The organism is Burkholderia sp. PAMC 26561, from assembly GCF_001557535.2.
GTDB lineage: Bacteria > Pseudomonadota > Gammaproteobacteria > Burkholderiales > Burkholderiaceae > Caballeronia.
The window spans coordinates 908,508-932,870 of the sequence record NZ_CP014307.1 but is presented as its reverse complement, the minus strand read 5'-3'; the positions used below and the strand labels follow the sequence as shown (position 1 = coordinate 932,870).

At 59.2% G+C, this 24,363-nt stretch carries 21 protein-coding genes; 10 read left to right on the top strand and 11 right to left on the bottom strand.

Annotation, left to right across the window (positions count from 1 at the left end):
* Window positions 1–5 precede the first annotated feature (5 nt).
* The 6 genes from AXG89_RS19890 to AXG89_RS19865 are packed head-to-tail and all read left to right on the top strand — an operon-like array spanning window position 6 to window position 8,178.
* The gene (locus AXG89_RS19890) at window positions 6–2,243 is read left to right on the top strand and encodes a polysaccharide biosynthesis tyrosine autokinase (RefSeq protein ID WP_062171951.1); all 2,238 of its coding nucleotides are present in this window, start codon (window positions 6–8) and stop codon (window positions 2,241–2,243) included.
* A complete protein-coding gene (locus AXG89_RS19885) occupies window positions 2,240–3,691 on the top strand; it encodes a hypothetical protein (RefSeq protein WP_062171947.1) in 1,452 nt (483 codons plus the stop codon). The genes AXG89_RS19890 and AXG89_RS19885 overlap by 4 nt, the downstream gene beginning before the upstream one ends.
* A complete protein-coding gene (locus tag AXG89_RS19880) occupies window positions 3,688–4,743 on the top strand; it encodes a glycosyltransferase family 4 protein (protein ID WP_062171944.1) in 1,056 nt (351 codons plus the stop codon). The genes AXG89_RS19885 and AXG89_RS19880 overlap by 4 nt, the downstream gene beginning before the upstream one ends.
* Window positions 4,730–5,821: a polysaccharide pyruvyl transferase family protein gene (locus AXG89_RS19875; protein ID WP_062171941.1), complete on the top strand. Its 1,092-nt coding sequence runs from the start codon at window positions 4,730–4,732 to the stop codon at window positions 5,819–5,821. Before AXG89_RS19880 ends, AXG89_RS19875 begins: the two co-directional genes overlap by 14 nt.
* Window positions 5,781–6,962, top strand: coding sequence for a glycosyltransferase family 4 protein (locus AXG89_RS44255; protein ID WP_236873427.1), 1,182 nt, complete (start codon window positions 5,781–5,783; stop codon window positions 6,960–6,962). The genes AXG89_RS19875 and AXG89_RS44255 overlap by 41 nt, the downstream gene beginning before the upstream one ends.
* Window positions 6,949–8,178: a hypothetical protein gene (locus tag AXG89_RS19865; protein WP_086386325.1), complete on the top strand. Its 1,230-nt coding sequence runs from the start codon at window positions 6,949–6,951 to the stop codon at window positions 8,176–8,178. Before AXG89_RS44255 ends, AXG89_RS19865 begins: the two co-directional genes overlap by 14 nt.
* 1 nt (window position 8,179) lies before the next feature.
* On the opposite strand, the gene AXG89_RS19860 is transcribed toward AXG89_RS19865, so the two are convergent.
* From AXG89_RS19860 to AXG89_RS19830, 7 genes are read right to left on the bottom strand one after another with little or no spacing between them, the layout of a single operon-like run.
* Entirely contained in the window at window positions 8,180–8,443 is a 264-nt protein-coding gene (locus tag AXG89_RS19860; RefSeq protein ID WP_062003559.1) for a hypothetical protein, read from the bottom strand.
* Complete coding sequence (locus tag AXG89_RS19855; protein ID WP_062171934.1) at window positions 8,424–8,891, bottom strand: dihydroneopterin aldolase; 468 nt, start codon at window positions 8,889–8,891, stop codon at window positions 8,424–8,426. The genes AXG89_RS19860 and AXG89_RS19855 overlap by 20 nt, the downstream gene beginning before the upstream one ends.
* Entirely contained in the window at window positions 8,888–9,538 is a 651-nt protein-coding gene (locus AXG89_RS19850) for a sarcosine oxidase subunit gamma (RefSeq protein WP_062171931.1), read from the bottom strand. The genes AXG89_RS19855 and AXG89_RS19850 overlap by 4 nt, the downstream gene beginning before the upstream one ends.
* Complete coding sequence (locus tag AXG89_RS19845) at window positions 9,528–12,530, bottom strand: sarcosine oxidase subunit alpha family protein (protein ID WP_062171928.1); 3,003 nt, start codon at window positions 12,528–12,530, stop codon at window positions 9,528–9,530. Before AXG89_RS19845 ends, AXG89_RS19850 begins: the two co-directional genes overlap by 11 nt.
* On the bottom strand, window positions 12,527–12,829 hold the full coding sequence (locus AXG89_RS19840; protein ID WP_062171925.1) for a sarcosine oxidase subunit delta: 303 nt from the start codon (window positions 12,827–12,829) through the stop codon (window positions 12,527–12,529). The genes AXG89_RS19845 and AXG89_RS19840 overlap by 4 nt, the downstream gene beginning before the upstream one ends.
* A gap of 20 nt (window positions 12,830–12,849) precedes the next feature.
* Window positions 12,850–14,094 (bottom strand): sarcosine oxidase subunit beta family protein, encoded by a 1,245-nt coding sequence (locus AXG89_RS19835; protein ID WP_062003550.1) that lies wholly within the window; start codon window positions 14,092–14,094, stop codon window positions 12,850–12,852.
* 53 nt (window positions 14,095–14,147) lie between these two features.
* Window positions 14,148–15,542 (bottom strand): L-serine ammonia-lyase, encoded by a 1,395-nt coding sequence (locus AXG89_RS19830; protein WP_062171923.1) that lies wholly within the window; start codon window positions 15,540–15,542, stop codon window positions 14,148–14,150.
* Window positions 15,543–15,852: 310 nt separating this feature from the next.
* Here AXG89_RS19830 and AXG89_RS19825 point away from each other — a divergent pair, with 310 nt between their 5' ends.
* The 3 genes from AXG89_RS19825 to AXG89_RS19820 all read left to right on the top strand — a co-directional run bounded on the left by AXG89_RS19825 (window position 15,853) and on the right by AXG89_RS19820 (window position 17,835).
* Window positions 15,853–16,137, top strand: a complete 285-nt coding sequence (locus tag AXG89_RS19825; RefSeq protein ID WP_075358231.1) for a hypothetical protein — start codon at window positions 15,853–15,855, stop codon at window positions 16,135–16,137.
* Between the two features lie 246 nt (window positions 16,138–16,383).
* Window positions 16,384–16,518 (top strand): hypothetical protein, encoded by a 135-nt coding sequence (locus AXG89_RS44170; RefSeq protein ID WP_255580681.1) that lies wholly within the window; start codon window positions 16,384–16,386, stop codon window positions 16,516–16,518.
* 210 nt (window positions 16,519–16,728) lie between these two features.
* Window positions 16,729–17,835, top strand: coding sequence for a GlxA family transcriptional regulator (locus tag AXG89_RS19820; protein WP_062171918.1), 1,107 nt, complete (start codon window positions 16,729–16,731; stop codon window positions 17,833–17,835).
* A 26-nt stretch (window positions 17,836–17,861) separates the two neighbouring features.
* Here the strand turns inward: AXG89_RS19820 and AXG89_RS19815 are convergent, their stop codons facing one another.
* The 4 genes from AXG89_RS19815 to AXG89_RS19800 form a co-directional block, all read right to left on the bottom strand.
* Complete coding sequence (locus tag AXG89_RS19815; protein WP_372237047.1) at window positions 17,862–18,770, bottom strand: choline ABC transporter substrate-binding protein; 909 nt, start codon at window positions 18,768–18,770, stop codon at window positions 17,862–17,864.
* 120 nt (window positions 18,771–18,890) lie between these two features.
* Window positions 18,891–19,904 carry a GlxA family transcriptional regulator gene (locus AXG89_RS19810; protein WP_062172603.1) on the bottom strand — a complete coding sequence of 338 codons (1,014 nt, stop codon included), beginning with the start codon at window positions 19,902–19,904 and terminating at the stop codon, window positions 18,891–18,893.
* A gap of 46 nt (window positions 19,905–19,950) precedes the next feature.
* A complete protein-coding gene (gene choW / locus AXG89_RS19805; protein ID WP_062003541.1) occupies window positions 19,951–20,853 on the bottom strand; it encodes a choline ABC transporter permease subunit in 903 nt (300 codons plus the stop codon).
* Window positions 20,846–22,024 (bottom strand): quaternary amine ABC transporter ATP-binding protein, encoded by a 1,179-nt coding sequence (locus tag AXG89_RS19800; protein ID WP_062003539.1) that lies wholly within the window; start codon window positions 22,022–22,024, stop codon window positions 20,846–20,848. Before AXG89_RS19800 ends, choW begins: the two co-directional genes overlap by 8 nt.
* 362 nt (window positions 22,025–22,386) lie before the next feature.
* Here AXG89_RS19800 and AXG89_RS19795 point away from each other — a divergent pair, with 362 nt between their 5' ends.
* On the top strand, window positions 22,387–24,363 hold the full coding sequence (locus tag AXG89_RS19795) for a methyl-accepting chemotaxis protein (protein WP_062171912.1): 1,977 nt from the start codon (window positions 22,387–22,389) through the stop codon (window positions 24,361–24,363).

Below are 24,363 nucleotides of genomic sequence, written 5' to 3'. Positions count from 1 at the left end.
TCCTGATGAAAACTGAAATAACACATACCCCGGCCAAGATGTCGCCAGTAGAAGAGCTCGACCTTGTCCGTTATCTCGACGTGCTGCTTGCTAACCGCCGCCTGATTGGTGCTGTTACCGCCATCACGCTCGCAATTGGCGCGGCCTATGCGGTCATCACGCCTCCCGTGTACGAAGCCGACATGATGATCCAGGTCGAAGACAATGGCGTGAGCGCCGGCAGCCTGCTTGGCGATGCATCGGCGCTTTTCGACGTAAAGACACAAGCAGCCGCCGAACTTGAAATACTGCGTTCGCGCATGGTTATCGGCAAAGCGGTCGACACGCTGCAGCTATATATCGACGCCAAGCCGAAGTATTTCCCGGTCGTCGGCGCCTGGATTGCAGGCAGAAACAAGGGCATGTCCACGCCAGGCCTGTTCGGCAAAGGCGGATATGTGTGGGGTGCCGAGTCTTTGCAGCTCGCGACCTTCGACGTTCCAAAGGCGGTAGAAGGTGAAGCGCTCACGCTCACTGCGCTGGGCAACGGTGACTATCAGCTTGACTACCCCGACCTCGACCGGCCTATCAAGGGACATGTTGGCGTTGCGTTGCAGGTCACGCAGCAGATCGGCACGATCCGGCTGCTCGTTACAGAACTGCATGCGAAACCCGGCGGTCAATTCACGCTCGTGCGCAACTCGCAGCCCAAGACTGTCTCGAACCTGCAGTTGAACCTCGACATTGAGCCAAAGGGCAAGCAGAGCGGCATTATCGGCGCGACGCTTCGCGGCAAGGACCCAGCTTTGACGGCGTCCATCGTGAACCAGATCGGACAGGAATACGTCACGCAGAACGTCGAGCGCAAGACTGCGGAGGCGCAAAGCTCATTGACCTACCTTGAAAGCCAGATGCCGAGGCTAAAGGCGAAGCTGAGCGAATCCGAAGAACGATACAACGCGCTTCGCAACAGGAGCGGGACGTTCAATCTGAGCCAGGAAGGTACGGCGTTCTTGCAGGAAAGTGTTGCATCGGACACGAGCTTGCTCGAACTGAAGCAGAAGAGAGCCGAAATGGCGACCCGCTTCGCGCCGGGGCATCCCGCGCTGCGTGCGCTCGATAACCAGATCGCGGCAGTAACCGCCAAGAGCGGCAACATTGCATCGCGCATGAGGGCGCTGCCCGACATCGAGCAGGAATCCCTGCGTCTCATGCGCGACCTTCAGGTGGACAGCGATACCTACGTCAATGTTGTGAATAACGTCGAGCGCCTGAAGCTCGTCAAGGCAGGAAAGGTCGGCACCGTTCGCCAGATCGACTATGCGAACGTTCCCGAAGAACCCGTCAAGCCGCGCAAAGGGATGGTGCTTGCACTGGCCGGGATGATCGGGCTGATGCTCGGCGTGGCCGCTGCATTCCTTCGCGACGGTCTCTTTGGCGGTCTGACCGATGCGCACGAGATCGAGCAACACACCGGTATGAAGGTATATGGCTCTGTGCCGTTCTCGCCTGCACAGGGCGTACTCGCGAAGAACGTCGAGGGACGCACAGCTGGCGTTCATCTTCTGGCTGCATCCCATCCGAACGACGCGCCCATCGAGAGTCTGCGCAGCTTTCGTACCGCTCTGCAATTTGCATTGCTCGGCGCAGCGAATAATCGCGTGGTCATCACGGGTCCTACGCCGGGTATCGGGAAATCCTTTATCTCCGCGAATCTTGCCGCGGTGGTCAGCGCCGCAGGCAAGCGCGTCTTGCTGGTGGATGCCGACCTGCGCAAGGGCTACCTTAATCAATACTTTGGCAAAGCCCGCACATGCGGCCTTTCAGACCTGCTTATAGAAACGGCAACGTTCGATCAGGCGGTGCATCGCAACGTAGCGCCTGGCCTCGATTTCATCAGCACGGGCGCATTCCCGCCGAACTCGGCCGACCTGGTACAGAACGAACGCATGCTGCGCGTGCTCGATCAGATGAGCGCGCAATACGATCTCGTAATTGTCGATACGCCGCCGGTCCTGGCAGTGTCCGATTCCGTCAACATCGCGGCCCACTGCGCGACCGTATTCCTGATTGGGCGATTCAAGCGTACGACTATCGGAGAGTTGCTCGAATCGAACAAGCAACTCGAACAGGTCAACGTCGCCGTAAAAGGTGTGATCTTCAACGGCCTGGACGCCAAAGGCTTGCGATACGGTTCGAAGTACGGCCAATACCGTTATGTCGCGTATGAATACGGCAAGACTGACAAGCGGACGCCGAAATGAAACCGTACAGTCTGACCCCGCGCCGCACGCAGCCGTCAGTTCCCATGCTCGTGCTTGCGGCTATAGCGGTGCTCGTCACAATGACCGCAGTCTTTCTCGGCAAGCTCAGTGCGACGACTGCCACGCTCTCTGTAGTCCTGGCTGCAAGCATCCTCGCGATACGTCCGCGTAACGAATTGCTGCGCCTGTTCAAGCTCTTCCTGCTTGCGACGTTTTGCGTGCTGCCGGCGTGGCAGCTCGCTGCCGGCGACGCGATTTATCTCGATCTGCTGAAGGAAGACAGCACCTCCGTCTTGCTTTGGTTCTTTCTGAGCGTCGCGGGCATCTGGGTTCTGAAGATTTCACTGGACTTGGCGCAGCGTCGCCTAATCGAGCGCGACAACACGCCGGCCGATCAGTCCGGTGTTACGGGACTCGTCTATTTTTTCACCCTGACGTCGGTCGCGGCCATCGCGTTCATTTATTTGAAGCTGGGAGGTTACGCAAAGATCGTCGAGCTCTACGACGAACGGCTCCAGAGCAGCGTGACCGGATACGATCCGCTCGGCGGCCTGGGCATTGTGCAGGCACTGGCAAATACTGCGCCGCTCTGGATCTTCGTATGCCTGACGTTGCGCCCGCGATGCAGCAGATTGATGACAACCGTCGCCTTCGCCCAGATAGGCGTGTTGGGCTGGCTGGCATCGGGCGTGTTCGGGAATCGCCAGGGCATCATCTTCGCCTATCTGTTCGCAGCGTCGATCTATCACTTCCTGGTCGCACCGATCAGCCGTCGCACAGCGAAGATGTCAGCCATCCTGATGGCGGTCGTAGCACTCGTGCTGATGCCTATCAAGTTCGGTATTGACTATTCCGATCTCGGCAATCTTACCGAACGTTTCGCCGATCAGCGATCGCTCGAGCTCAGCATGGGTCCCGTCAGCTTCTTTTTGTTTCGTGATCTGTCACGCTTCGATGTACAGACGCAAGCCATCGAAACGGTCACGAAGAACACCTACGACCTGCCGATGGGACGAAGCTTCGTGGGCGCGGCCGCATCGGTCATACCGAAAGCATTGTGGGAAGACCGTCCGTCGACGTTTGCAGAAGAAAAGAGCGATATCGTCAACGAGGTGCAATCGTCGGGCGACGCCGAGACCACATTGTTATTCGGCATGCCTGGGGAATTCCTCGCGAATTTCGGCTTGATCGGATATGTGCTTTCCTTCTCGCTACCCGCGTTATTGATGGTCGCAGTCAACTCGATCAGCGGTTCGCGCAACCGGAAATGGTTGCCGCTGAAAGTCGTACTGATGCCATTGCCATTTCTGTTTTTCCTGTTCGATTCCAACGTCCTTGCGTACTACGTGGTGCGCTGGATCGTGTTGTTCGCTCTCCCGATGGCCTTTGTATTGAGGTTCTCCGAAGACCACAACAAAGCCGCAGCCTTCGGAGGGCCAACATCATGAAAATTGTTCACGTAGTCGAGACCTGGACCGGCGGAATTGCAACCTATGTACAGACACTAGCCGCGAAGCAACGCGATCTAGGCCATGACATCACACTGCTTTGCGATACCAGCAAAGTGGAAGGCGGATTGAAGATAGATGGCATTGAAGTAGCCGATTACCGGTCAAGCCGCAACCCGGCTAGATTCTGGTCCATATCCAAGGCACTGCAACTGCGCATCGCGTCGCTGCATGCCGATGTTGTTCATTGCCACAGTTCGTTTCCCGGCATGTATGTGCGCTTGCGAAATCATCCGGGTGCGAAGGTTCTCTATACGCCTCACGCGTGGTCGTTTCTCAAAACCGACGTGACGACACCGGCAAAGTTGGCGTATGGTCTGGTCGAGCGCGTACTCGCACAACGCTGCGACCGGATACTTTGCATGTCATTTGACGAATTGCGTGCGGCGCGCAAATATCGCATTCCAGCAGACAAGATCGAATTCATCTATACGGGTATCGCCCCCGACGAACGTTTTCAGATTCCTGAATATCGTGCCGAAACGAATTCAACGAAAGTCGGTTATTTCGGACGCCTTGATTATCAGAAGGGCTTTGATGTCGTTCTCGAAGCATTACCGTTACTCGATGCAAGACTTGAAATACACGCATTCGGCGCGGCGGTACGCGGTGGTATCGAAGCAGGTAACGATGCCCGTATCACCTATCACGGCTGGCTGGATGCGGCCGGCACACGGCGCGCGATGCACGAGATGGATGTGATCGTGGTTCCGTCGCGATGGGAGGGGCTTGCGCTCGTGCCCATCGAGGCAATGCGCGCGGGCAAGGTGATTGTCGTGTCGGGTGAGAGTTCGTTACCCGAGCAGGTCATCCATGGATACAACGGCGTCATTCTTCGCGAGCTTACGGGCAGGTGCCTGGCCGAAAACCTCAACCGCCTCACATTGGACGAGTGCAGAAGAATGGGCGCCAATGCGCGTCACGTGTTCGAAAGTACGTTTCAGATCGACCGCTTCCTCAACACCTTGATGAGTTGCTATGAACGCCCCTGATTATTATCTGCTGCACGCCTATAGTTCGCACAACAGCGGCGACGGACTGCTGGTCAAACTCAGTCTCAAGGCGATCCGCGATGCGGGCATAACCAGGACGATCACTGTCGTATGCCTGGACAAGGAATCGTTCGCCGGATATATCGACGATGCGAATATCAGGCTCATTTCGCTCGGCGAATTCTTGCGCGGGCGGTTTCTCGGCGTGTTCTTGCGTCAACGTTCCGTGTACTTCGGCGTGGGCGGTGGCTACTTGCGTGCATCGAGCAGACCGGAAGGATGGAAGTCATTGATCGCACATGGTAGCCAGATCCTCATGTCTTCGTTCGGCGGTTCGAGCCGCCGGATTTACTTTCCGCAAAGCGTTGGACCGTTCGACACATTCGCCGGAAAGCTGCTTGCGCGCATCGTGCGAAGCCGTGTAGAACGCATTTTCCTGCGCGACGACAAAAGCGTGTCCGAACTCGCGCATCCGGCGGCCACGAGAACCGGCGATCTGGTAGTGCTGGAGATTGCGCAGGAAGCGGGGGCAGGCACCTTGCGGCATACAAGGATCGCAGCGCCGCAGGTGTACCTCGTCTTTCGGGACCTGCAGAACAAGCCTTACCGCAATGCATATCTGGAACGCGTGCACGCGCTTATGACGCTTCTGCCTGACGCAAAGCTAGCGATACAGGCGCGCGGTCGCGGCAACAGCGACGATGTCTTTTATCGCGAGCATCTCGGAGTGGACAACGCGGCCATGCTCAAGGACGTGCTTGCCGAGCGTTCTGCAATCGTGGTCTCGGTGAGGCTTCACGGCAGCCTCGAAAGCGTGCTCGCCGGTGTTCCGAGCGTGCACATCGCATACGAACGCAAGGGCCATGCAGCGTTTGGCGATCTGGGGCTCGACGACTTCGTATTTCATGCGAGCGACTTTGATCCCATTGCAGTAGCGAATGCAGTTCGCCTGCTCGTAGAAGACGAGGAGCAATACTGGGTGCGCGTCGAGTCGAATGTTCAACGTAGCCATGAACACTTTGTGGAGGCGATCAAAGATGAACTGCGCACGTTCGATAACGCTGATCATGGACGGTAACTTCCGTCGTGTCGGTGAAGATATCCTGAGTCCCCACATGAGCTATGCGCGGTTTGGCGCACGCTTCACAGATTCTTTCGATCAAGTCGTGATCGTTGCGCGCTCATTTCCCGCAATGGAGGCAATTGGTGAACGCGTGACGGGCGAACACGTTTCGTTCGTCGATCTCGGCGCGAATCGCGGCGTGCGTGCGTTGATCACGAGCGTGCCGCGCTTGCTGATAAGGCTTTATCGACAGCTTGTTACGGCGCCTGTTGTGTTGATCCGGTTCCCCGGAAATATTGCGTCGCTTGCGTTATTCATTTGTTTGATCGGCGGCAAGCGCTTTTCGGCCGAAGTCGTCGCCGATCCTGCCGATTACTTTGGCGCGTCTGCATCAAGGCACCCGTTGCGGCGTGTTGCGCGTCTCGTTCATTGCTGGACGACGCGAATAGCTGCACTTCGTGCAGTTACCGTCCGCTACGTGACAAGCGAGTACCTGCAGCGCAAGTATCCTGCAACACACGCAGACATGATGTTTGGGTTCAGCGACGTCTATCTGAAGGATGCGTTGTTTGAAACGCCCCTGGTCAGGACGCCGCGCCCCGACGGCGGATTACGATTGATCAACACCGCGATGATGCACAACCACAGCAAAGGCCATGGCGTCCTGCTGCAAGCAGTCGCGGATCTGCATAAGCGGGACATCGCCGTCGAACTGACCCTGATCGGCGACGGTGCGCTGCGCCCCGAATTCGAAACGCAAGCGGCGCAACTGGGGCTTGGCGATCACGTTACGTTTGTCGGCATCGTCAATGCCGATCTCGTCGCGGATCACGTCGCAGAACATGACTTGTTTGTATTGCCGTCCTTTCAGGAAGGCATGCCGCGCGCGATGCTGGAGGCAATGGCCGCGGGAACGCCGGTCATTGCGTCGAACGTAGGCGGTATTCCGGAAGTGCTGGGCGAAGAGAGCATGGTCGCGCCCGGCGACGTTGCCGCCCTGGTTTCAAGCATCGAAATGCTGGCTCGGGACCGGTCACTCCTGCAGGCACGAGCGAAGGCCGCGCGAGAAGCGGCGCTCCCCTTTGGTTTCGACGCGTTACAAGCCCGTTATCGAACCTACTGCGACGCGCTGCTGAAGGCACATGGCAATGCGTAAGGATCTGGTTTATGTCATGCTCGGCTCGGCATTGCCGGCCGTAAGCAATTTTGTCGCGGTCGTCTTCGCACTGAAGTATCTGGACGCAGCGTGGCTAGGCCGCTCTTACGCGTTGCTGGCACTGTTTTTCGTTTCAATAGATGTATTCAATTTCGGTTCTGCCCGGCTGTATAGCGTCACTAAAATTCGTGAGCGTTTTCCAAGTCTGCTGTTTCTGGACACGGTCAGCGCAACAGGTTCGGCTTTGTTTTTCAGCATCGCGGCCTGGATCATGTCCGCCTCGGGAGCGATCGCATTACCTCAGATCTTGCCGATGCTCGTCATCGCGCCCGTCGGTTATGCGACCTCGCATTTTGCGCTCGGCTATCTTCGGCTCAAGGGCGGAAACGCCGCGATATGTGCTGTCTCCACTGTGTCGGCGTTGTGCCGTTGCTCGGTGGTCTGGCTCATCGCGACACATCCGTCATGGTCGCTCTATCTGCCTGATTTGCTTTTGCTCGTGGAAGGTTCGTACGGGACGATGCTGCTTGGTGCTTACCTGATAGTGCGTACACCTGAACCTGCCGCACCGGCGGGTCCGGCCGCATTGCGGCATCTGGTCAGTCTCGGCGGTAAGGAGCTGATCAGCAGCTGGTATTCGAACGCGATATTTTCAGGAGCGAAGCATCTCGACGTGATCATCGCCGCCATGCTTCTTGGACCTGCGGGCGCCGCGCTGTATCGAGGCGCGAAAAGCGTGCATAACCTCGCGTTCAATTTCGGGCAAGCGTTGGCGCTGGTCCTTCATTCGCGAATGCTTGCCTGGCTGCGCGCCTTGCGCAGACATCTTTCGAGAATGTCCCTATTTGGCGTTGCAATCGCGATCTGCGCCTTGCTGACGTTTGGCGCGTTTCTCGCCTTCAAGATCAGGCTCTTTCCCACGGCAAGTCTTGGTTCACCTTCAAGACAATGCCTGTTCCTGTTCCTGATCTTTTTAGGTGCATCGCTGATGTTCGCGTGCAGGCTGATATCGATAACCGTGTTTTCGATCAGCAAACGAACCTTCGTCATCTTGTCGACAATGGAAGTTGGCGTGTCACTCGCATTGCTCTCCTGCCTTTGCCTGATATTCGGCGTGGTGGGTGCGGCGCTGTCGGTGGTGGTGTCGTGCGGATCGGTTCTGCTTGCGTCGCTTGTCGTGGTGCAGCGATCCGCGCACGCCATCCGGGTCGACTGATTCATTGCTCGAAGCGCGAGCGAGCGGCCATCGCAATGCGCACGATGGTCTCGGCGCTCAGGCGTTCTGCAATCTTGTGCACGTAATCATGATGCTGCGCTGAAAGCGGTGCATCGAGATACTGCGCATGCAGGTATCGGATAAGCGCTATGCGTCGGTGCCCCAATGCGATGCTTCTATCAAGCAGCGCGAGGGCCGCTTCTGCATCGCGTTGTTCGCAAGCAAGCTGCGAAAGCCCGGCGGTTTCAATGCGCGTGGACGTCATCGACGGTTCGGTGCACTGCAATCGAATGCGACTCGGCAGACGCGCGCCATGAGTCGAAGTCCGCCCGGTGCCAGTCTAGCTCGACGCCTACACGCCGCGTGCCCTCACGAATCTTCGGCTTGTACAAAAGCAGCGTGAGCGCATCGAGCGCGGGCCACTCCGTGAACGACAGCGCTGCCACTTCGACGGCGAGCGTTTCCAGCAAACGCGTATGCGGCTTGCTCTCGAGATATGTCGAGACCCGTGTGCACCAAGCCTCGTAATCAATCAACCCGGAGCGATCGCCTTCAACCGGCACGCATCGATAATGCAGGCTCGCATCGATAACAACGGGCTGCGGCGCAAGATACTCGCGTTCATACAAGCCGATGCGTGTAGGCACGACCAGCTCATCGACCACGATGCGCCAGCCGCGGCCTCCAGGCCCGATCGGTTCGTACAGTTTCACGACAAAAGCGGCTCTGCCGCGTCGAGCATGATCTTCACGAAGTAGTCCGCGAAGCTGCGGCGGATCACGAGGTCGAAGCTGTCATCTCCAGTCGGAACGATCGTCACCGATGCCTTAAAGTAATGACTCTGCGCACATTGTCCCGCGCCGAACAAACGCGGATGCAAGTCGAGCGGACAGCCGCGGGCGAGGACATCGCGCGTACGTGCACCGCTTATTTCCAGCACGGTATAACCACTGCCGATATCCACCGCGGCTGCGAACAGACCTCTGAACGCGTTGCGCAGTTTTGCTTCCATCGGCGCCGCTTGCGTGGCCGAATGCGATGCCACCGAGCGCACGAGCCATTCATCGGGACCGAGCCACAGCAGATCGTAGCCATTGCCTGTCGCCGTGGTGTTCGCCTCCTCGGGCGGTTTGCAGCCAAGCACGCTTTCAACGGCGGCAACGAACGCTGCATCGCGCAGATCGCCTCGCAGATTTACCAGTTCGAGGAACGGCCGCTCGACGAGACGAAACGCCTTCGATCCCGCAGCCAGATGTTTCTTCAGCAGCCCGTCCGTGCCCACCAGCGGCGATTCCTGCCACACGCCCTGCCCGATTGCACGATCGACGACCGTCTGATTGCTGCCGTTTTCATTCCACATGTTGACGTGCTCCTTCGCTGTCGTAGAACACCGAGCTGGTGATTTTTGCCGGCATCTGCTTGCCGCCGGCAAGCGGAATCATCACTGACTCGCCGATCTTGTCGAGACCGCCCTTGATCACGGCCATCGCAATCGAGCGCTTTAAAATAGGGCTGAAATAGCTGGAGGTGACATGGCCGAGCATCGGTGCTGTCTCTCCGCTGAACGGACCTGCGACGATTTGCGAGCCTTCCGGGATCACGAACGACCCGTCTTCGGCGAGCAGTCCGACCAGTTGCTTGCGTCCCGCCTTGGCCGTATCCGAACGCGTCAGCGAACGCTTGCCAAGAAAGTCCTTCGACTTCGCAACGAGCCCGCCCATGCCAAGGTCGTACGGCGTCATGGAACCATCGGTATCCTGGCCCACGATGATGTAACCCTTCTCCGCACGCAACACGTGCATGGTTTCCGTGCCATAAGGCGTGATGTCAAACTCGGCGCCGGCCGCCATCAACGCTTCCCACACCGCGCGCCCCACGTTCGCGGGCACGTTCACTTCGTATGCCAGTTCGCCGGAAAAGCTGATGCGCATGACACGTGATGCCGCGCCCGCGACAGTCCCTTCTCGAAAGCTCATGAACGGAAACGCGGCATTCGCGAAGTCGATATCGCGACAGACCTTCTGCAGGACTTTGCGGCTGTTCGGTCCGACCACGGCAAAGGTCGCCCAGTGATCCGTCACCGATGCCAGGCGCACGCGCATGTCCGGCCACTCGGTCTGCAACCAGCGTTCGAGCCACGTCAGCACGCGAGCCGCGCCGCCGGTGGTGGTCGTCATCATGTAGTGCTGGTCGGCGAGACGTACGGTCACGCCGTCGTCGAAGATCATGCCGTTTTCATCGAGCATCAGGCCGTAGCGGCATTTGCCCACTTCCAGCTTGCTCCACGGGTTTGTGTAGACCCAGTTGAGCAGCTTCGCGGCGTCGGGACCTTGAATGTCGATCTTGCCAAGCGTCGATGCATCGAGGATGCCGACGCTCGTACGCGTGGCGAGCGATTCACGGGCGACCGCTGCGTGCATGTCTTCACCCGGACGCGGGTAATACCAGGGCCGTTTCCAGTTGCCCACATCTTCGAACGCAGCGCCGTTTTCAACGTGCCACTCGTGCACCGCAGTCTTGCGGACCGGATCGAGAAACTCGCCCAGCTCGCGGCCGGCGAACGTGCCGAAGGTCACCGGCGTGTAGTTCGGACGGAAGGTCGTCGTGCCTGTTTCGGGGATGGTCTTGTTCAAGGCTTGCGCGAGAATCGCCATGCCGTTGATATTGCCGAGTTTGCCCTGATCCGTGCCGAATCCCATCGCCGTATAGCGCTTCACGTGCTCGACCGACTCGAAACCTTCGCGCGCCGCAAGGAAAATATCGGCGGCGGATACATCGTTTTGATAGTCGATGAACTGCTTGGGACCCCGCGTCGCCAGCTCGCGGCCGCCGACGAGCCAAAGCGGCGTCAACGGTGCTTCGCTGATCTCGGCGACTTGCACGGGCGTCGGGCGTGCGACGATCAAGCCGACCGCACGCGCTGCATCCACGCCTGCATCGACGGCAAAACGAATCGCGCGAGCAAGCGTGAATTCGCCCGCGCAACCGCCCACGCTGCTCTCGGCTTGCATGGCCTTGCCGGGGACGAAACACAGTTTTTCGTCATGCCAGTGCGCCTTGCCGCCGGACTGTGCGAACAGGTGCAGGATCGGGCTCCAGCCGCCGGACATGGCGAGCAGGTCGCAAGGCAGGTCGGCTTGCTTTGCGCCAACGGTGGCGTTCGAATAAGCGTTGATTTCAACCGATGCAACCCGCAGCTTGCCCTGCGCAACCGTCACGACCGATCCGTTCAGCACCTTTACGCCATAACGTTTTGCCTGAGCCTGCAGCGCGCCTTTTTCATCGGCGAGACGAGGGTCCACGACGGTCACTTGCGCGCCCGCAGCCTTCAGATCCAGTGCACATTGGTAGCCGCTGTCGTTGTTCGTGAACACCACCGCGTTACGTCCCGGCAGCACGGCGAAGCGATGCAGATACGAAGACACGGCCGACGCCAGCATCACGCCCGGAAGGTCGTTGTTGCCAAATACGATGGGGCGTTCCTGCGCGCCGGTCGCGAGAATCACGCGCTTGGCGCGAATTTTCCACATCAGTTCGCGCGTACCCTTTCTCATCGATACCGGCAGATGCTCAGTCAGACGCTGCGTGACGGTGACGAGGTTGTGGTCCTGATACCCAAACGCCGTGCTGCGGCACAGGATCTTCACATCGGGCATCTTGCGCAATTCGGCTTCGATCTTTTGCGCCCATTTCAAGCCAGGCGCACCATCGATTTCCGCGCGGCACGACAGCAGCGAGCCACCGAGTTCCGGCTGGTCATCGACGAGAAACACACGCGCGCCCGACAAAGCCGCCGCATGCGCCGCAGCAAGGCCCGAAGGACCCGCGCCGACCACGAGCACGTCGCAATGCGCGAAGCACTTGTCGTAGCGGTCGGCATCGACTTGTTCCGGCGCCTTGCCGAGGCCGGCGGCGTCGCGAATCACTTCTTCGTACTTCGGCCAGAACTTGCGCGGCCACATGAAGGTCTTGTAATAGAAACCGGCGGGAATGAAACGCGCGATCTTCTGGTTCACCGCCATGCGATCGTTTTCAATGCTCGGCTTCGCGTTCACGCTCGTGGCGACCAGCCCTTGATACAACTCGATTTCCGTCGCACGCGCATTCGGCACGGTATAAGCGCCGGTCTCGAGCTGGACGACCGCATTCGGCTCGGCAACGTCGGCTGTCACAATGCCGCGCGGCCGATGGTACTTCCAGCTACGCGCGACAAAGTGCACACCATTGGCGAGCAGCGCGGACGCGAGCGTGTCGCCCTGATGGCCCTGATACGTCTTGCCGTTGAACGTGAACGTGAGCGAGATCGCGCGATTGATGCGCCCGCCCGTAGCGAGTCGGTCTTTCTGGCTCATTTCGATTGTCCTTCTTCTTTCGATTCCATCACGGCGAGTGGCCGCGCGAACGTGTCATAGCCCTGGAACGCGTAGCTCACGGTGTCGCGTTGCGCCATGAACCAGCGGCGGCAGCCCTGTGTGTGCATCCATTGCTCACGATGCACGCCACGCGGATTCTTGCGCATGAAGAGGTAGTCGCCCCATTCCTTGTCGGTGAGCTTTTCGGTATCGAGCGGTCGCGCAATATCTGCTTCGCCACCACACGAGAATTCGGTTTCGGCACGCGGTCCGCACCAGGGGCATTCGATCAGCAACATATCTTTTCTCCTAAGGCGGATTAGTGGGCGACGGCGGCGGCGCCGTGTTCGTCGATCAGATGACCCGTGTAAAACCGGTCGATGGAAAACGGCGCGTTCAACGCATGCGGCTCGTCGTTGGCAATGGTGTGCGCATACGCCCAACCGGAACCCGGTGTCGCCTTGAAGCCACCCGTACCCCATCCGCAGTTGAAATAGAGGCCTTTGACATCCGTCTTGCTGATGATCGGGCATGCATCCGGCGATACATCCACAATCCCGCCCCACTGGCGGTTCATCCGCACGCGCGAGAACACGGGGAACATTTCGACGATCGCCTCGAGCGTTCCTTCAATGATGTGAAAACTGCCGCGCTGACCGAAGCCCGTGTATTGATCGACGCCCGCACCGATCACGAGATCGCCCTTGTCGGACTGGCTGATATAGGCGTGCACCGCGTTCGACATCACCACCGTATTGACCACGGGCTTGATCGGCTCCGAGACCAGCGCCTGCAGCGGATGGCTTTCCAAAGGCAGGCGGATGCCGGCCATGTCGGCGAGTGTCGAGGTGTTGCCTGCCGCGACCACCGCGACCTTCTTCGCCTTGATGAAACCCTTGGTTGTATCGACACCTGTCACCTGGCTGCCGTTTCGGCGGATACCGGTGACCTGGCAGTTCTGCACGATATCCACGCCGGCCTGATCCGCGCCGCGCGCATAACCCCAGGCAACCGCATCGTGACGCGCGACACCGCCGCGACGCTGGATGGATGCGCCGAGTACGGGGTATCGGCTATTCAGGTTGATGGTCGGCTCGATCTGCTTGATCTGTTCGGGCGTGAGGAATTCCGCGTCGACACCGTTCAGCCGGTTTGCGTTCACGCGACGTTCAGTATCCCGGACATCCTGCAAGGTATGCGCGAGGTTCATCACGCCGCGCTGGCTGAACATCACGTTGTAGTTCAGGTCTTGCGAGAGACCTTCCCAAAGCTGCATCGCTTTTTCATACAGCGCGGCAGATTCGTCCCACAGATAATTCGACCGCACGATCGTCGTATTGCGCGCCGTATTCCCGCCGCCGATCCAGCCCTTCTCGAGCACCGCGATATTGCGCACGCCATGCTCTTTCGCAAGATAATACGCCGTGGCGAGACCATGTCCGCCGCCGCCGACGATGACCACGTCGTATTCCTGTTTCGGCTCGGGGCTCTTCCACTGGCGCTCCCAGTTCTCGTGATACGACATGCCGTTGCGCAGCAGGCTGAATATCGAATAGCGGCTCATGGTGTTTCCCTGGAACTTGTTGATGTTGCGAAACTGGCTTGCAACCTGTTAATTCAACACTCGATGACGTTCACGGCCAACCCGCCGCGCGACGTCTCCTTGTATTTCGTCTTCATGTCCGCGCCGGTTTCGCGCATGGTCTTGATCACGTTGTCGAGCGATACATAGTGCGTGCCGTCGCCTTTCATCGCCATGCGTGCGGCGTTGAGCGCCTTGATCGCGCCCATAGCATTGCGTTCTATGCACGGAATCTGCACGAGCCCGCCCACCGGATCGCAGGTCATGCCGAGGTTGTGTTCCATGCCTATTTCAGCGGCGTTTTCGACTTGCGTGGGCGTGCCGCCCATGACGGCGGCGAGCGCGGCGGCGGCCATCGAGCACGCCACGCCGACCTCGCCCTGACAGCCGACCTCGGCGCCGGATATCGATGCCGTCTCTTTGTAGATGATCCCGATCGCAGCAGCGGTCAGCAAGAACGTGACAATGCCTTCATCGGTCGCGTTGTGCATGAACTTCACGTAGTAGTGCAGCACGGCAGGGATCACGCCGGCAGCGCCGTTCGTGGGCGCGGTGACCACGCGACCGCCCGCTGCGTTCTCTTCGTTCACGGCCATGGCGTAGAGGTTGACCCAGTCGAGCATCGACAACGGGTCACGCAGCGATTCTTCCGAGCGGTGGCGCAATTGCGCCGAGAGATCGGCCGCGCGGCGCTTCACGTGCATCGGCCCGGGCAATTCGCCGCGAACCTTGCAGCCGCGCTTCACGCATGCAGCCATCACGCGCCAGATTGCGAGCAGACCTTCGCGGACTTCGCTTTCGGGTCGCGATGCACATTCGTTCAACATCGTCACTTCTGCAATCGATAAACCCGTCTCGCGGCACACGCGCATCAGGTCGTCGCCGGTGCGAAACGGATGCGGAACTTCGCCGCCCGATTGCACGCCGTTCACGCGCGTTCCTTCGCGGTTGATCACAAAACCGCCGCCGATCGAGTAGTACTCTTTCTCGACGACCAACTGGCCGTTTTCATCGAAGGCCTGAAAGCGCATGCCGTTCGGATGCACGACGCTCGAGCCCGGCGCGCCCGGCATCAGCTTGCGGAAAAACCCGAGGTGGTCGCGTTCATCGAACTTCACTTCATGCTTGCCGAGCAGCATCAGCGTCTTGCACTCGCGGATCGCCCGCAGACGCGGTTCGATCGCATCCGGATCGATCGAGTCGGGGAGATGACCTTCGAGTCCGAGAAGCACGGCCTTGTCGGTGCCATGACCCTTGCCCGTTGCGCCCAGTGAACCGAACAGATCCACCCGCACGCGCCGCACGAACGCCAGAAGATTTGCGTCTTCAATATGCGATGCAAACCTGCACGCCGCGATCATCGGGCCGACCGTATGCGAACTCGACGGACCAATGCCGATCTTGAACAGATCGAAGACGCTGACATTCATGGCTTGCCTTGAAAGTGGAATGCGTGGGAATCACCAGGTAGCCATTGCACCGCACGTGAATTTCCGCCGATAGAACAAAAACGGCATGGACGTGGGACGGCGACGCCAGCGTGCCAAGTCAGTTTGATGACGCCGCGCGATCAGGCGTATTTGCGATATTCAACGGCGGAAACTGGCAGGTGAAAACATATCCACGATGGTGGTGGCACGTCACATGCTGAACAAGGGTTTGAGCAAGCAAGTGAGCGTCCGCTTGTTCGAAGTCACACGATCCATGGACGTCTCCAGTCTTACAGAAAGGAATACAGGCATGAAGCACTTCTCAATGGCATGCGCGATCGGCGCCGTACTTTGCGTTTCCAGCACGGCATTCGCCCAAAACAATCCGCCGAGCTCGGCCACCGGCTTACAAGCGGGTGACAATGCCCAGACCACCAACCAGGCCGCTGGCACGGGCACGACCGGCACCACGCACCACAAGTCGATGAAGCACAAGAGCTCCTCGTCGATGGGCAAGAGCAACACGCCCGGCATGGGTACGGCAACCCCGAGCGGTCCCGCCGCTCCCGTGACGGCAAGCGGCTCGGGCTCGTAAGCCATGCGCTGGCGGGGAATGCCGGGCCGGCGTTCCCTTGCTTGCTAGCAGGGTTTTTTACTGAGATTTCGTGAAGCCGGGAAAGCGACGAGGATTGCGATACTGACGACGTAGGCAGCAATACAACACTTTCGCAGCAGGCGTTCTCGACCATTTCGGGTTGGGGAATCGCTGCGCTACACTGTGTCGGCGTTTTGCAATACGCACGTCAACCCCTCGTCAAACTCTCGCTATCAGGTTCGCCTCATGAACAATCTTCTGAAGAAATTCCTTGCAGTTCTGATCGTTGCTGCAGTGGCTGCGCCGGCTGTTTCGTACGCGAAGCCGCATCATCATCACAAGTTTCCGAAAGCCAAGCACGTTACGCACACGGCTCATTAAGTTCTCCGGGACGGTTAATAGCTTGTGGCGGGAGTGGTTGGCCAGCCAGGGGTTATCAAAGACGGCTTGCTCTTTACCGGGCAAGCCGTTTTTCTATTGGGCGATTCGAAATTTCAAAGCACTTAATGTCAGTGATATGCTGGCCCATTATCGCGTCGCGTTTCTTGAATCCGCATTCCCTGATTTCGGTTTTACATCTACGGCAAGCGCATGAATCCCGCTGACCTCCTTCCCGCCCAGTCGCCCGATACGGCGGCCAAACAGCGCATTCGCTTTGGCATTGTGCTGTTGCCGAATTTCACGCTGACGGCCTTTTCCGGCTTCGTCGATTTATTGCGTCTTTCCGCCGACGAAGGCGATTTCAGCAAGCCGGTCAGGTGCTCGTGGAGCGTGATAGGCGAAACGCTTGCACCGGTGCGTGCGAGTTGCGGCATTCAGATCACGCCTTGGGAAACATTCGACAAAGCCGAGTCATTCGACTACGTAGTCGTCGTGGGCGGCCTGCTGCATTCAGGCGCGGGCGCAAACGACGCCACGCTGCAATTCATCCGCCGCGCCGCGACCACCAACGCCACGCTCGTCGGCATTTGCACGGGCGTGTTCTCCCTGATGCGCGCGGGCGTGCTGGACGGTTATCGAATTTGCGTAAGCTGGTTTCATTACTGGGATTTCGTGGAACGTTTTCCCGGCGTGAACGAAGAAATGCTGGTCGCGGACCGGTTATTCGTCATGGATCACCGGCGCATCACGTGCTCGGGCGGACGTGCATCGATCGATGTTGCCGCTGCAATCCTGCTGCGTCATTTCGAAGCTGCGACAGTGCAAAAGGCGCTGCGCATCTTGCTTGTCGATGACATGCAAAAAGGCAACGCGCCGCAACCGCATCCGCCGGGCCTGGCGCCCGCGACGCATCCGAAAGTAAAGCGCGCAATCTTGCTGATGGAACAGCACGTGGGACGCTCACTGACGCTCGATGAACTTGCGCACAAACTGGATCTATCGACGCGGCAACTGGAAAGGTTGTTCAAGGCCGAAACGGGCAAGGCGCCACAGGCTTACGCCAAGCAAGTGAGGTTGCGCACAGCCGCCTGGTTGCTGACCAGCTCCGACAAAACTGTTGCCGATATTGCCTCGAGTTGCGGATTTTCCGATGCTTCGCACCTGGGCCGCGAATTCAGGAAGCAGTTCGGGCTTGCGCCAATGATGTATCGCGAGCAACGCGGCACGGCCGCGCCCGAAGACGCGGCGAGCGTCGCAACGCTCGAACTTGCCGCGGATTTCGATGAAACATTTCCAGGGCGCGCGCGGGCTATCTAGTACCGGTTCACCCGCGCGACTTAAGCTTACTGCGATACGTAGGTCTTGACCGCCGCCAGCCCGTCCTTGCCATCGAACGTCTTCACCCCCGCCAGCCATTTATCCAGCACCGCCGGGTTCGCCTTCAACCAATCCTTGGCCGCCTTGTTCGGATCGGTCTTGTTCATGATCGGCGTCATCACATGATTTTCTATATCTGTGGAGAACTTCAGGTTATCGACGAGATGAGCGACGTTCGGGCATCGCGCGGCATAATCCGGCGGCGTGACCGTCAGCACTTTTGCTTCGCCGTAATTCGCGCCGAACACGTCGTCGCCGCCGCTCAGATAATCGATCTTCATCGATACATTCATCGGGTGCGGTTCCCATCCCAGGAACACAATCCACTTCTTCTCGCGAATCGCCCGGCCCACTTCGACCAGCATGCCGGCTTCGCTTGACTCGACCATCTTGAACTTGCCCAGGCCATACTGATTCGAGTCGATCATTTTCTTGATCAACGCGTTGCCATCGTTACCTGGTTCAATGCCATAGATCTTGCCATCGAGCTTGTCGAAGTTCTTGGCGATATCGCTGAAGGACTTCAGGCCGCCCTGGTACGCGTAATCGGGAACTGCGAGCGTGTATTTCGCGCCCGTCAGGTTGGGCGCGGGCAGGACTTTGATCTGGTTTGCCTTCTGGAACGGCTGGACAATCGGGTCCATCGTCGGTGACCAGTAACCGAGGAATACATCGATCTGCTTGTTCTTGATACCCGCAAACGTAATCGGCACGGAAGCGATCGTCTTTGTCGGCTTGTATCCGAGACCCTGCAGCACAGTGGTCGCGAGTCCCGTGGTCGCGGCAATATCGGTCCAGCCGACATCGGCGAAACGCACGTTCTGGCACGCCGCCGCGTCGGCCGCAAACGCGCCGCCGGACATCGTGACATTCATTAAAACCGCAAGCGCGCACGACGACGCAATTCCGTGAAGTTTCATATTTCTCCCTATTGTGGAAACTGCAGACACGACGATGCCGCGCCAGACACGGCGCGTCACTTTTAAAACTGATCTTTAAGCCGATTGCCTGCGCTCGATACTCGGCGCATGGCCAAATTGCGCGCGATATGCCTTGCTGAAATGACAAGGCGAGTGGAAACCGCAAATGGCGGTGACGCGCGAAATGGAGGCATCGCTATTACGCAATAACTCGCGCGCACGCCGCAGGCGCAGCGTGAGGTAATAGTGCGTTGGCGATACGCTCAGGAACATCTTGAACATGCGCTGCAAATGCCGCTGCGAGAGCTTCACGAGCCGCGCAAGTTCTTCCAGGGAAAGGGGCTCCTCAATATTGGCTTCCATCAGCCGCACGACTTCGATCAGCTCGGCGCGCGAGAAACCAACACGGGCGTCTACTGGGATATGTTGATGATCGGTCGTGCCGCGAATCCGTTCAACGATGAATTGCTCGGACACCTGCGCCGCATGCGCCTGCCCAAGCCTCATGCCGACAAGATTCAGCATCAGGTCGAGCGGCGCGGTGCCGCCCGTGCACGTCACGCGGTCCCGGTCGATGACAAAGATTTCATCGGCGAAACGCACATGAGGATAGCTCTTGTGCAGCGGCGACATATCTTCCCAATGCACGGTGCATCTGTAGCCATCGAGCAGATTGGCCGCCAGCAATGCATATGCGCCCGTGCATATGCCGCCTAGCGGTATGCCTTGCTGTGCGACCTGCTGCAGCAACGCAATCACGTCGTCGTTCACGTAATCGCGGACATGCCAGCCCGCACACACGATCAATACATCCGGCATGCCCGCTTCGGCAAGCGTCCTCGTCGGCTTCACCGTGATGCCGTTGCTTGCACGCGCCGGTTCGCCATCAGGCGTGATCACCGACCATGTGTAGTGCTCCGCGCGTCCAACATAGTTAGCCATCCGTAATACTTCGATAGCGCTCGTAAAGGCGATCATCGAAAAATTCGGCAGCGTCAAAAACCCGAAGTGCGACAGCTTCGATAACGGCGAGTCAGACGGTTGACTCGCTGGATGAATCCGGTCCGGCACCATCGCGTCTCGCTTCATCGGGTTTTTATCCTTGGCTGATTTGACCGCGTGCCCTGCAAAAAACTCAACTTTGTTGCGCAGCCGGCGTGCGCCGCACACGCATGACACTGCGAATTCCTGACAGCAGCGGTGCGCGCGCCATACCCGGCGAACGGCCGAAGCTTTCCGTAATGCGGTCCAGGATGATCGCAAGCAACACCACCGACAAGCCGCTTTCAAACCCGAGCCCGATATCGAGCCGCTGAATACTTGCGAGCACGTCGTTGCCGAGACCACCGGCGCCGACCATGGACGCGATGATCACCATGGACAAAGCCATCATGATGGTCTGGTTCACGCCGGTCATGATGGACGGCAACGCGTTCGGGAACTGCACCTTGTAAAGCAATTGCCAAGGCGTGCATCCGAACGCCTGACCCGCTTCCACGATCTCGCGATTCACGTGCTTGATCCCGAGCGATGTGAGACGCACGGCGGGCGGCATGGCGAAGATGACCGTGGACAGGATGCCTGGAACGCGGCCGAGGCCGAACAGCATGGCAGCCGGAATCAGGTACACGAACGCGGGCATGGTCTGCATCAGGTCGAGCACCGGACGCACGATGGTCTCGATGGTCCTGCTCTTCGCCGTCCAGATGCCGAGCGGAATGCCAAGCAACAAGCTGATCAAGGTCGCCGACAGCGTCAGGCCAAGGGTGATCACCATCTCGTCCCAGAAGCCGGTTGCATAGATCAGCAGCAGGGACAACAACACGAAGAGCGCAAAGCGCCAGCCGACCCGCCATAAGCCGATGCCGACAAAGATCGCCATCATCAGCCACATCGGGATGGCTTGCAGCCCGTGTTCGACCATCGCTGCGAAGCTCTCGATAACCCGGCCGATCGCATCGAAGGTTTTTGCATCGTGGTCGAGCAGATATTTGACGCCGTGATCGACCCAACTGCCGAGCGGAATAATTTCAGACATGGGAGCCTCTATGTCGAGTCAGAGCCTTGAGGACGTTCGTCTTGTTGACCGAACCACAATACGATCCGTCCGCGTCGACCACCGGCAGCGGTGCGCGGCTTGCGACCACGCGGCTGACCACCACATCGAGCGGCGTCGTGCGTTGAATGCATTCAATGACGTTGATTTCCGGCGATGCCTGTCCCACCGAATCGCGGCACACGAAACCGCGGATCTTGCGTTCCTGGTCCATCACGAACGCGTAGTCGGCGCTGCCGTTGAGCGCTTGCGAGACGCTCGATGCATCGATCTGCGAGCCGTGTCTCATCAACGGCACGACATCGGTCTGCATGAGATCGCCGGCCGTCAGATAACGGCTTGTGTCGATACCGTCGAAGAACGCGCGCACATAGTCGTCGGCGGGATTCGAAATGATTTCCTGCGGCGTGCCGATCTGGACCACGCGGCCGCCTTCCATGATCGCGATGCGCGTGCCGATGCGCAGCGCCTCTTCAAGATCGTGCGACACGAACATGATCGTGCGCTGCTGTTCGCGCTGCAGATCGAGCAGCACGTTCTGCATTTCCTTGCGCTTGAGCGGATCGAGTGCGGAGAACGCCTCGTCCATGATCATCAGCGACGGGTTCACGGCCAGCGCCCGTGCAAGACCCACGCGCTGCTGCATGCCGCCCGACAACTGCGCGGGCAGCTTCTGCGCAAACGGCGCAAGACCCACTTGTTCGAGCACGCCCATCGCGCGTTTTTCGCGTTCCTTGCGTCCGATCCCCGCCACTTCCAGTCCGAACGCCGCATTCGATAAAACCGTGCGTTGCGGCATCAGCGCGAACGACTGGAACACCATGCTCATGTCCTTGCGCCTGAGCGATGTCAGCTCCGAGCGCGGGACAGACGCCACATCGCGACCGTCGATAAGGACCTTACCCACGGTCGGCTCGACCAGCCGGTTGATCAGCCGGATCAGCGTCGACTTGCCGGAACCCGACAAGCCCATCAGCACGAAAATCTCGCCCTCGCGTACGTCGAAGGACACGTTGTGGACGCCGACAATCTGGCCGGTCCTGGCAAAGACCTCTTCTTTCGTTGCGCCGCCGGCAAGCATGTCGATCGCCTGCTTCGGGCTCGTACCGAAGACCTTGCACAGGTTTTCGACCACGACCTTTTCGGATTTCATCGAACGCTCTCCTGGTTGGCGGACGTGCGTCCGCGCTCTGCATACATAGTTGCCAGAAAAAAGTGCGGGTTGCCGACTATTTCCGACGCCCACATGTGGAAATACGACACCTCGATTTGCATTTTCTCGAAGAAAAAAAGACGGAGCCTTGTTGGGACAGGGTTTGCGCGCGATCGAGAGCGATTTTGTGGGATTTTTCGGATGTCGCGCCAGAGCAAGTGGCCGCGCTTTTCTTCGAATTTCAGGCAGCTTTCAGCCTTTTCCTGGGACCCAGAAGCGTTGCGAACGGTCGTTTCAGGTCAAGAATGCCGCCTCGCTGCCGTTAACGCTTCATATTCCCTACATGTATCTCAGAAATCACTATGTCGAAATTCAACCTCCGCCGGGCAAGTGCCGGTGCGAAGTTCGCTGTTCTTGCGTGCGTTCTTGCGGCCATGGTCGTCGCCGGTTTCACCATTGCGGTCACCCATTCGGCCGGCGAGGAGATCGATGCCCAGGCGCTCGACCGCATGGACGACGATAACCGTGCAATCGGCACGATGATCCGTCTCTACGACAAAGCCGTCACCGCAGAAGTCGAACGCGCCATGACGCTGTTTTCGAGCTTCCTCCCGACGGATTTTGCGCTGGACGAAGCGCAAAAGGTCGATATCGGCGGACTGGCGACGCCGACATTTAAAGCCGGCGACAAGCCGATGAACCTCGATTTCTCGATTCCCGATCAGTTCCTCGAACGCAGCGGCGCGATTGCGACCGTGTTTGCGCGAAGCGGCGACGAGTTCGTGCGCGTGACGACCTCGCTGAAAAAACAGGATGGCGAGCGCGCGATCGGGACGCTGCTCGACCGCAAGAGCCCGGCATATGCGCTGATCGTGGGCGGCAAGCGATTTACCGGCATGGCGTCGCTGTTCGGCAAGCAGTACATCACCGAGTACAAACCCGTCGCCGATGCATCGGGCCGCGTGATCGGCGCGTTGTTCGTGGGCGTGGACATCACGGCGGAGATCGCCACGCTGCAGCAGAACATTCGCGATCTGAAGGTCGGCGAGAACGGCTACTTCTTTGTCATCGATGCATCGAGCGGGCCGAATCGCGGCAAGCTTCTGGTGCATCCGGGCATAGGCGACTCGACCGGCACGTCGCTCCAGACAGCCGATGAACGCATCGCGCCGTTCAAGCAGATGCTGGACGCAAAAGAAGGCCGCCTTTCCTTCGATGCCCCTTCCACGCCCGAGCTTGCGAACCCGCAAGTGCATGGCGGCGCGAAGGAGATCGTGTTTCGCTCAGTGCCTGAATGGCAATGGGTGATCGGCGGAATTGCGTATCGCGATGAACTTCTCGCGGATATGCGAGCCATGCGCCATCGTTTCCTGGTGCTGGGGTTGCTCGTGATCGCCGGGTTGGTCGCCGTGCTGCTTTTTGCCGTGCGCAAGCTCGTGACGCAACCGCTGGAACACGTCACGCACGCGTGCGAACAGATCGCCGCAGGCGATCTCAGCGTGCGCCTCGCCACCACGCGCGAAGACGACGTCGGCCGGTTGATGATCGAAATCGATGGCATCGCGACGGGCCTGGCGCGTATCGTCACGCAAGTGCGCAGTGCATCGGCGGACATGTCGGATGGCACCGGACGGATCGCGGCCGGCAGCAGCGACATCTCGCAGCGCATCGCGACGCAGGCCAGCAGTCTCGAGGAGACGGCCGCGAGCATGGAACAGATCACATCGACAGTGCAGCAAAACGCCGCCAATACGGCGCAGGCGGATCAACTGGTGGCATCGGCAAGCGAAGCGGCACGTGAGGGCGGCGAAGCGGTGAGCCGCGTCGTCACCACGATGAGCGCAATCGATGCATCAGCGCGCAAGATCTCGGACATCACCTCCGTGATCGAAGGCATTGCGTTCCAGACGAACATCCTGGCGTTGAACGCGGCCGTCGAAGCGGCGCGTGCTGGCGAACACGGCAGGGGATTTGCTGTCGTGGCGTCCGAAGTGCGCGGCCTTGCGCAACGCAGCGCCGCCGCGGTGAAGGAAATCGAGGGGTTGATCGCGGAATCGGTCGGCCGGGTCGCCGATGGTTACCGGATCGCCGAAGAAGCGCGCGGCACGATGACCGGAATCGTGGAACGCGTCGCGCGGGTGAATGCGATCATCGGTGAAATCAGCGTGGCGTCGCGCGAGCAATCGAGCGGTATCGAGCAGGTGAATCTCGCGGTCGCGCAGATCGGCGAAGCGACGCAGCAGAATGCGGCGCTGGTCGGCGAAGCGGAACAGTCAACCGCTGAACTGCTCGAACATGCGATAGCGCTCAACCGCGCGGTGAGCGTGTTCCGGGTCTGA

Excerpts from the sequence above, each read along its gene's own strand:
- AXG89_RS19830 (WP_062171923.1), bottom strand. The coding sequence starts at position 15,542 with ATGAATGTCAGCGTCTTCGATCTGTTCAAGATCGGCATTGGTCCGTCG.
- AXG89_RS19800 (WP_062003539.1), bottom strand. The coding sequence starts at position 22,024 with ATGAAATCCGAAAAGGTCGTGGTCGAAAACCTGTGCAAGGTCTTCGGT.
- AXG89_RS19825 (WP_075358231.1), top strand. The coding sequence starts at position 15,853 with ATGAAGCACTTCTCAATGGCATGCGCGATCGGCGCCGTACTTTGCGTT.
- AXG89_RS44255 (WP_236873427.1), top strand. The coding sequence starts at position 5,781 with ATGAACTGCGCACGTTCGATAACGCTGATCATGGACGGTAACTTCCGT.
- AXG89_RS19890 (WP_062171951.1), top strand. The coding sequence starts at position 6 with ATGAAAACTGAAATAACACATACCCCGGCCAAGATGTCGCCAGTAGAA.
- AXG89_RS19815 (WP_372237047.1), bottom strand. The coding sequence starts at position 18,770 with ATGAATGTCACGATGTCCGGCGGCGCGTTTGCGGCCGACGCGGCGGCG.
- AXG89_RS19860 (WP_062003559.1), bottom strand. The coding sequence starts at position 8,443 with ATGACGTCCACGCGCATTGAAACCGCCGGGCTTTCGCAGCTTGCTTGC.
- AXG89_RS19880 (WP_062171944.1), top strand. The coding sequence starts at position 3,688 with ATGAAAATTGTTCACGTAGTCGAGACCTGGACCGGCGGAATTGCAACC.
- AXG89_RS19850 (WP_062171931.1), bottom strand. The coding sequence starts at position 9,538 with ATGTGGAATGAAAACGGCAGCAATCAGACGGTCGTCGATCGTGCAATC.
- AXG89_RS19795 (WP_062171912.1), top strand. The coding sequence starts at position 22,387 with ATGTCGAAATTCAACCTCCGCCGGGCAAGTGCCGGTGCGAAGTTCGCT.
- AXG89_RS19885 (WP_062171947.1), top strand. The coding sequence starts at position 2,240 with ATGAAACCGTACAGTCTGACCCCGCGCCGCACGCAGCCGTCAGTTCCC.
- AXG89_RS19835 (WP_062003550.1), bottom strand. The coding sequence starts at position 14,094 with ATGAGCCGCTATTCGATATTCAGCCTGCTGCGCAACGGCATGTCGTAT.
- choW (WP_062003541.1), bottom strand. The coding sequence starts at position 20,853 with ATGTCTGAAATTATTCCGCTCGGCAGTTGGGTCGATCACGGCGTCAAA.
- AXG89_RS19840 (WP_062171925.1), bottom strand. The coding sequence starts at position 12,829 with ATGTTGCTGATCGAATGCCCCTGGTGCGGACCGCGTGCCGAAACCGAA.
- AXG89_RS19875 (WP_062171941.1), top strand. The coding sequence starts at position 4,730 with ATGAACGCCCCTGATTATTATCTGCTGCACGCCTATAGTTCGCACAAC.
- AXG89_RS44170 (WP_255580681.1), top strand. The coding sequence starts at position 16,384 with ATGAACAATCTTCTGAAGAAATTCCTTGCAGTTCTGATCGTTGCTGCA.
- AXG89_RS19865 (WP_086386325.1), top strand. The coding sequence starts at position 6,949 with ATGGCAATGCGTAAGGATCTGGTTTATGTCATGCTCGGCTCGGCATTG.
- AXG89_RS19820 (WP_062171918.1), top strand. The coding sequence starts at position 16,729 with ATGAATCCCGCTGACCTCCTTCCCGCCCAGTCGCCCGATACGGCGGCC.
- AXG89_RS19845 (WP_062171928.1), bottom strand. The coding sequence starts at position 12,530 with ATGAGCCAGAAAGACCGACTCGCTACGGGCGGGCGCATCAATCGCGCG.
- AXG89_RS19810 (WP_062172603.1), bottom strand. The coding sequence starts at position 19,904 with ATGAAGCGAGACGCGATGGTGCCGGACCGGATTCATCCAGCGAGTCAA.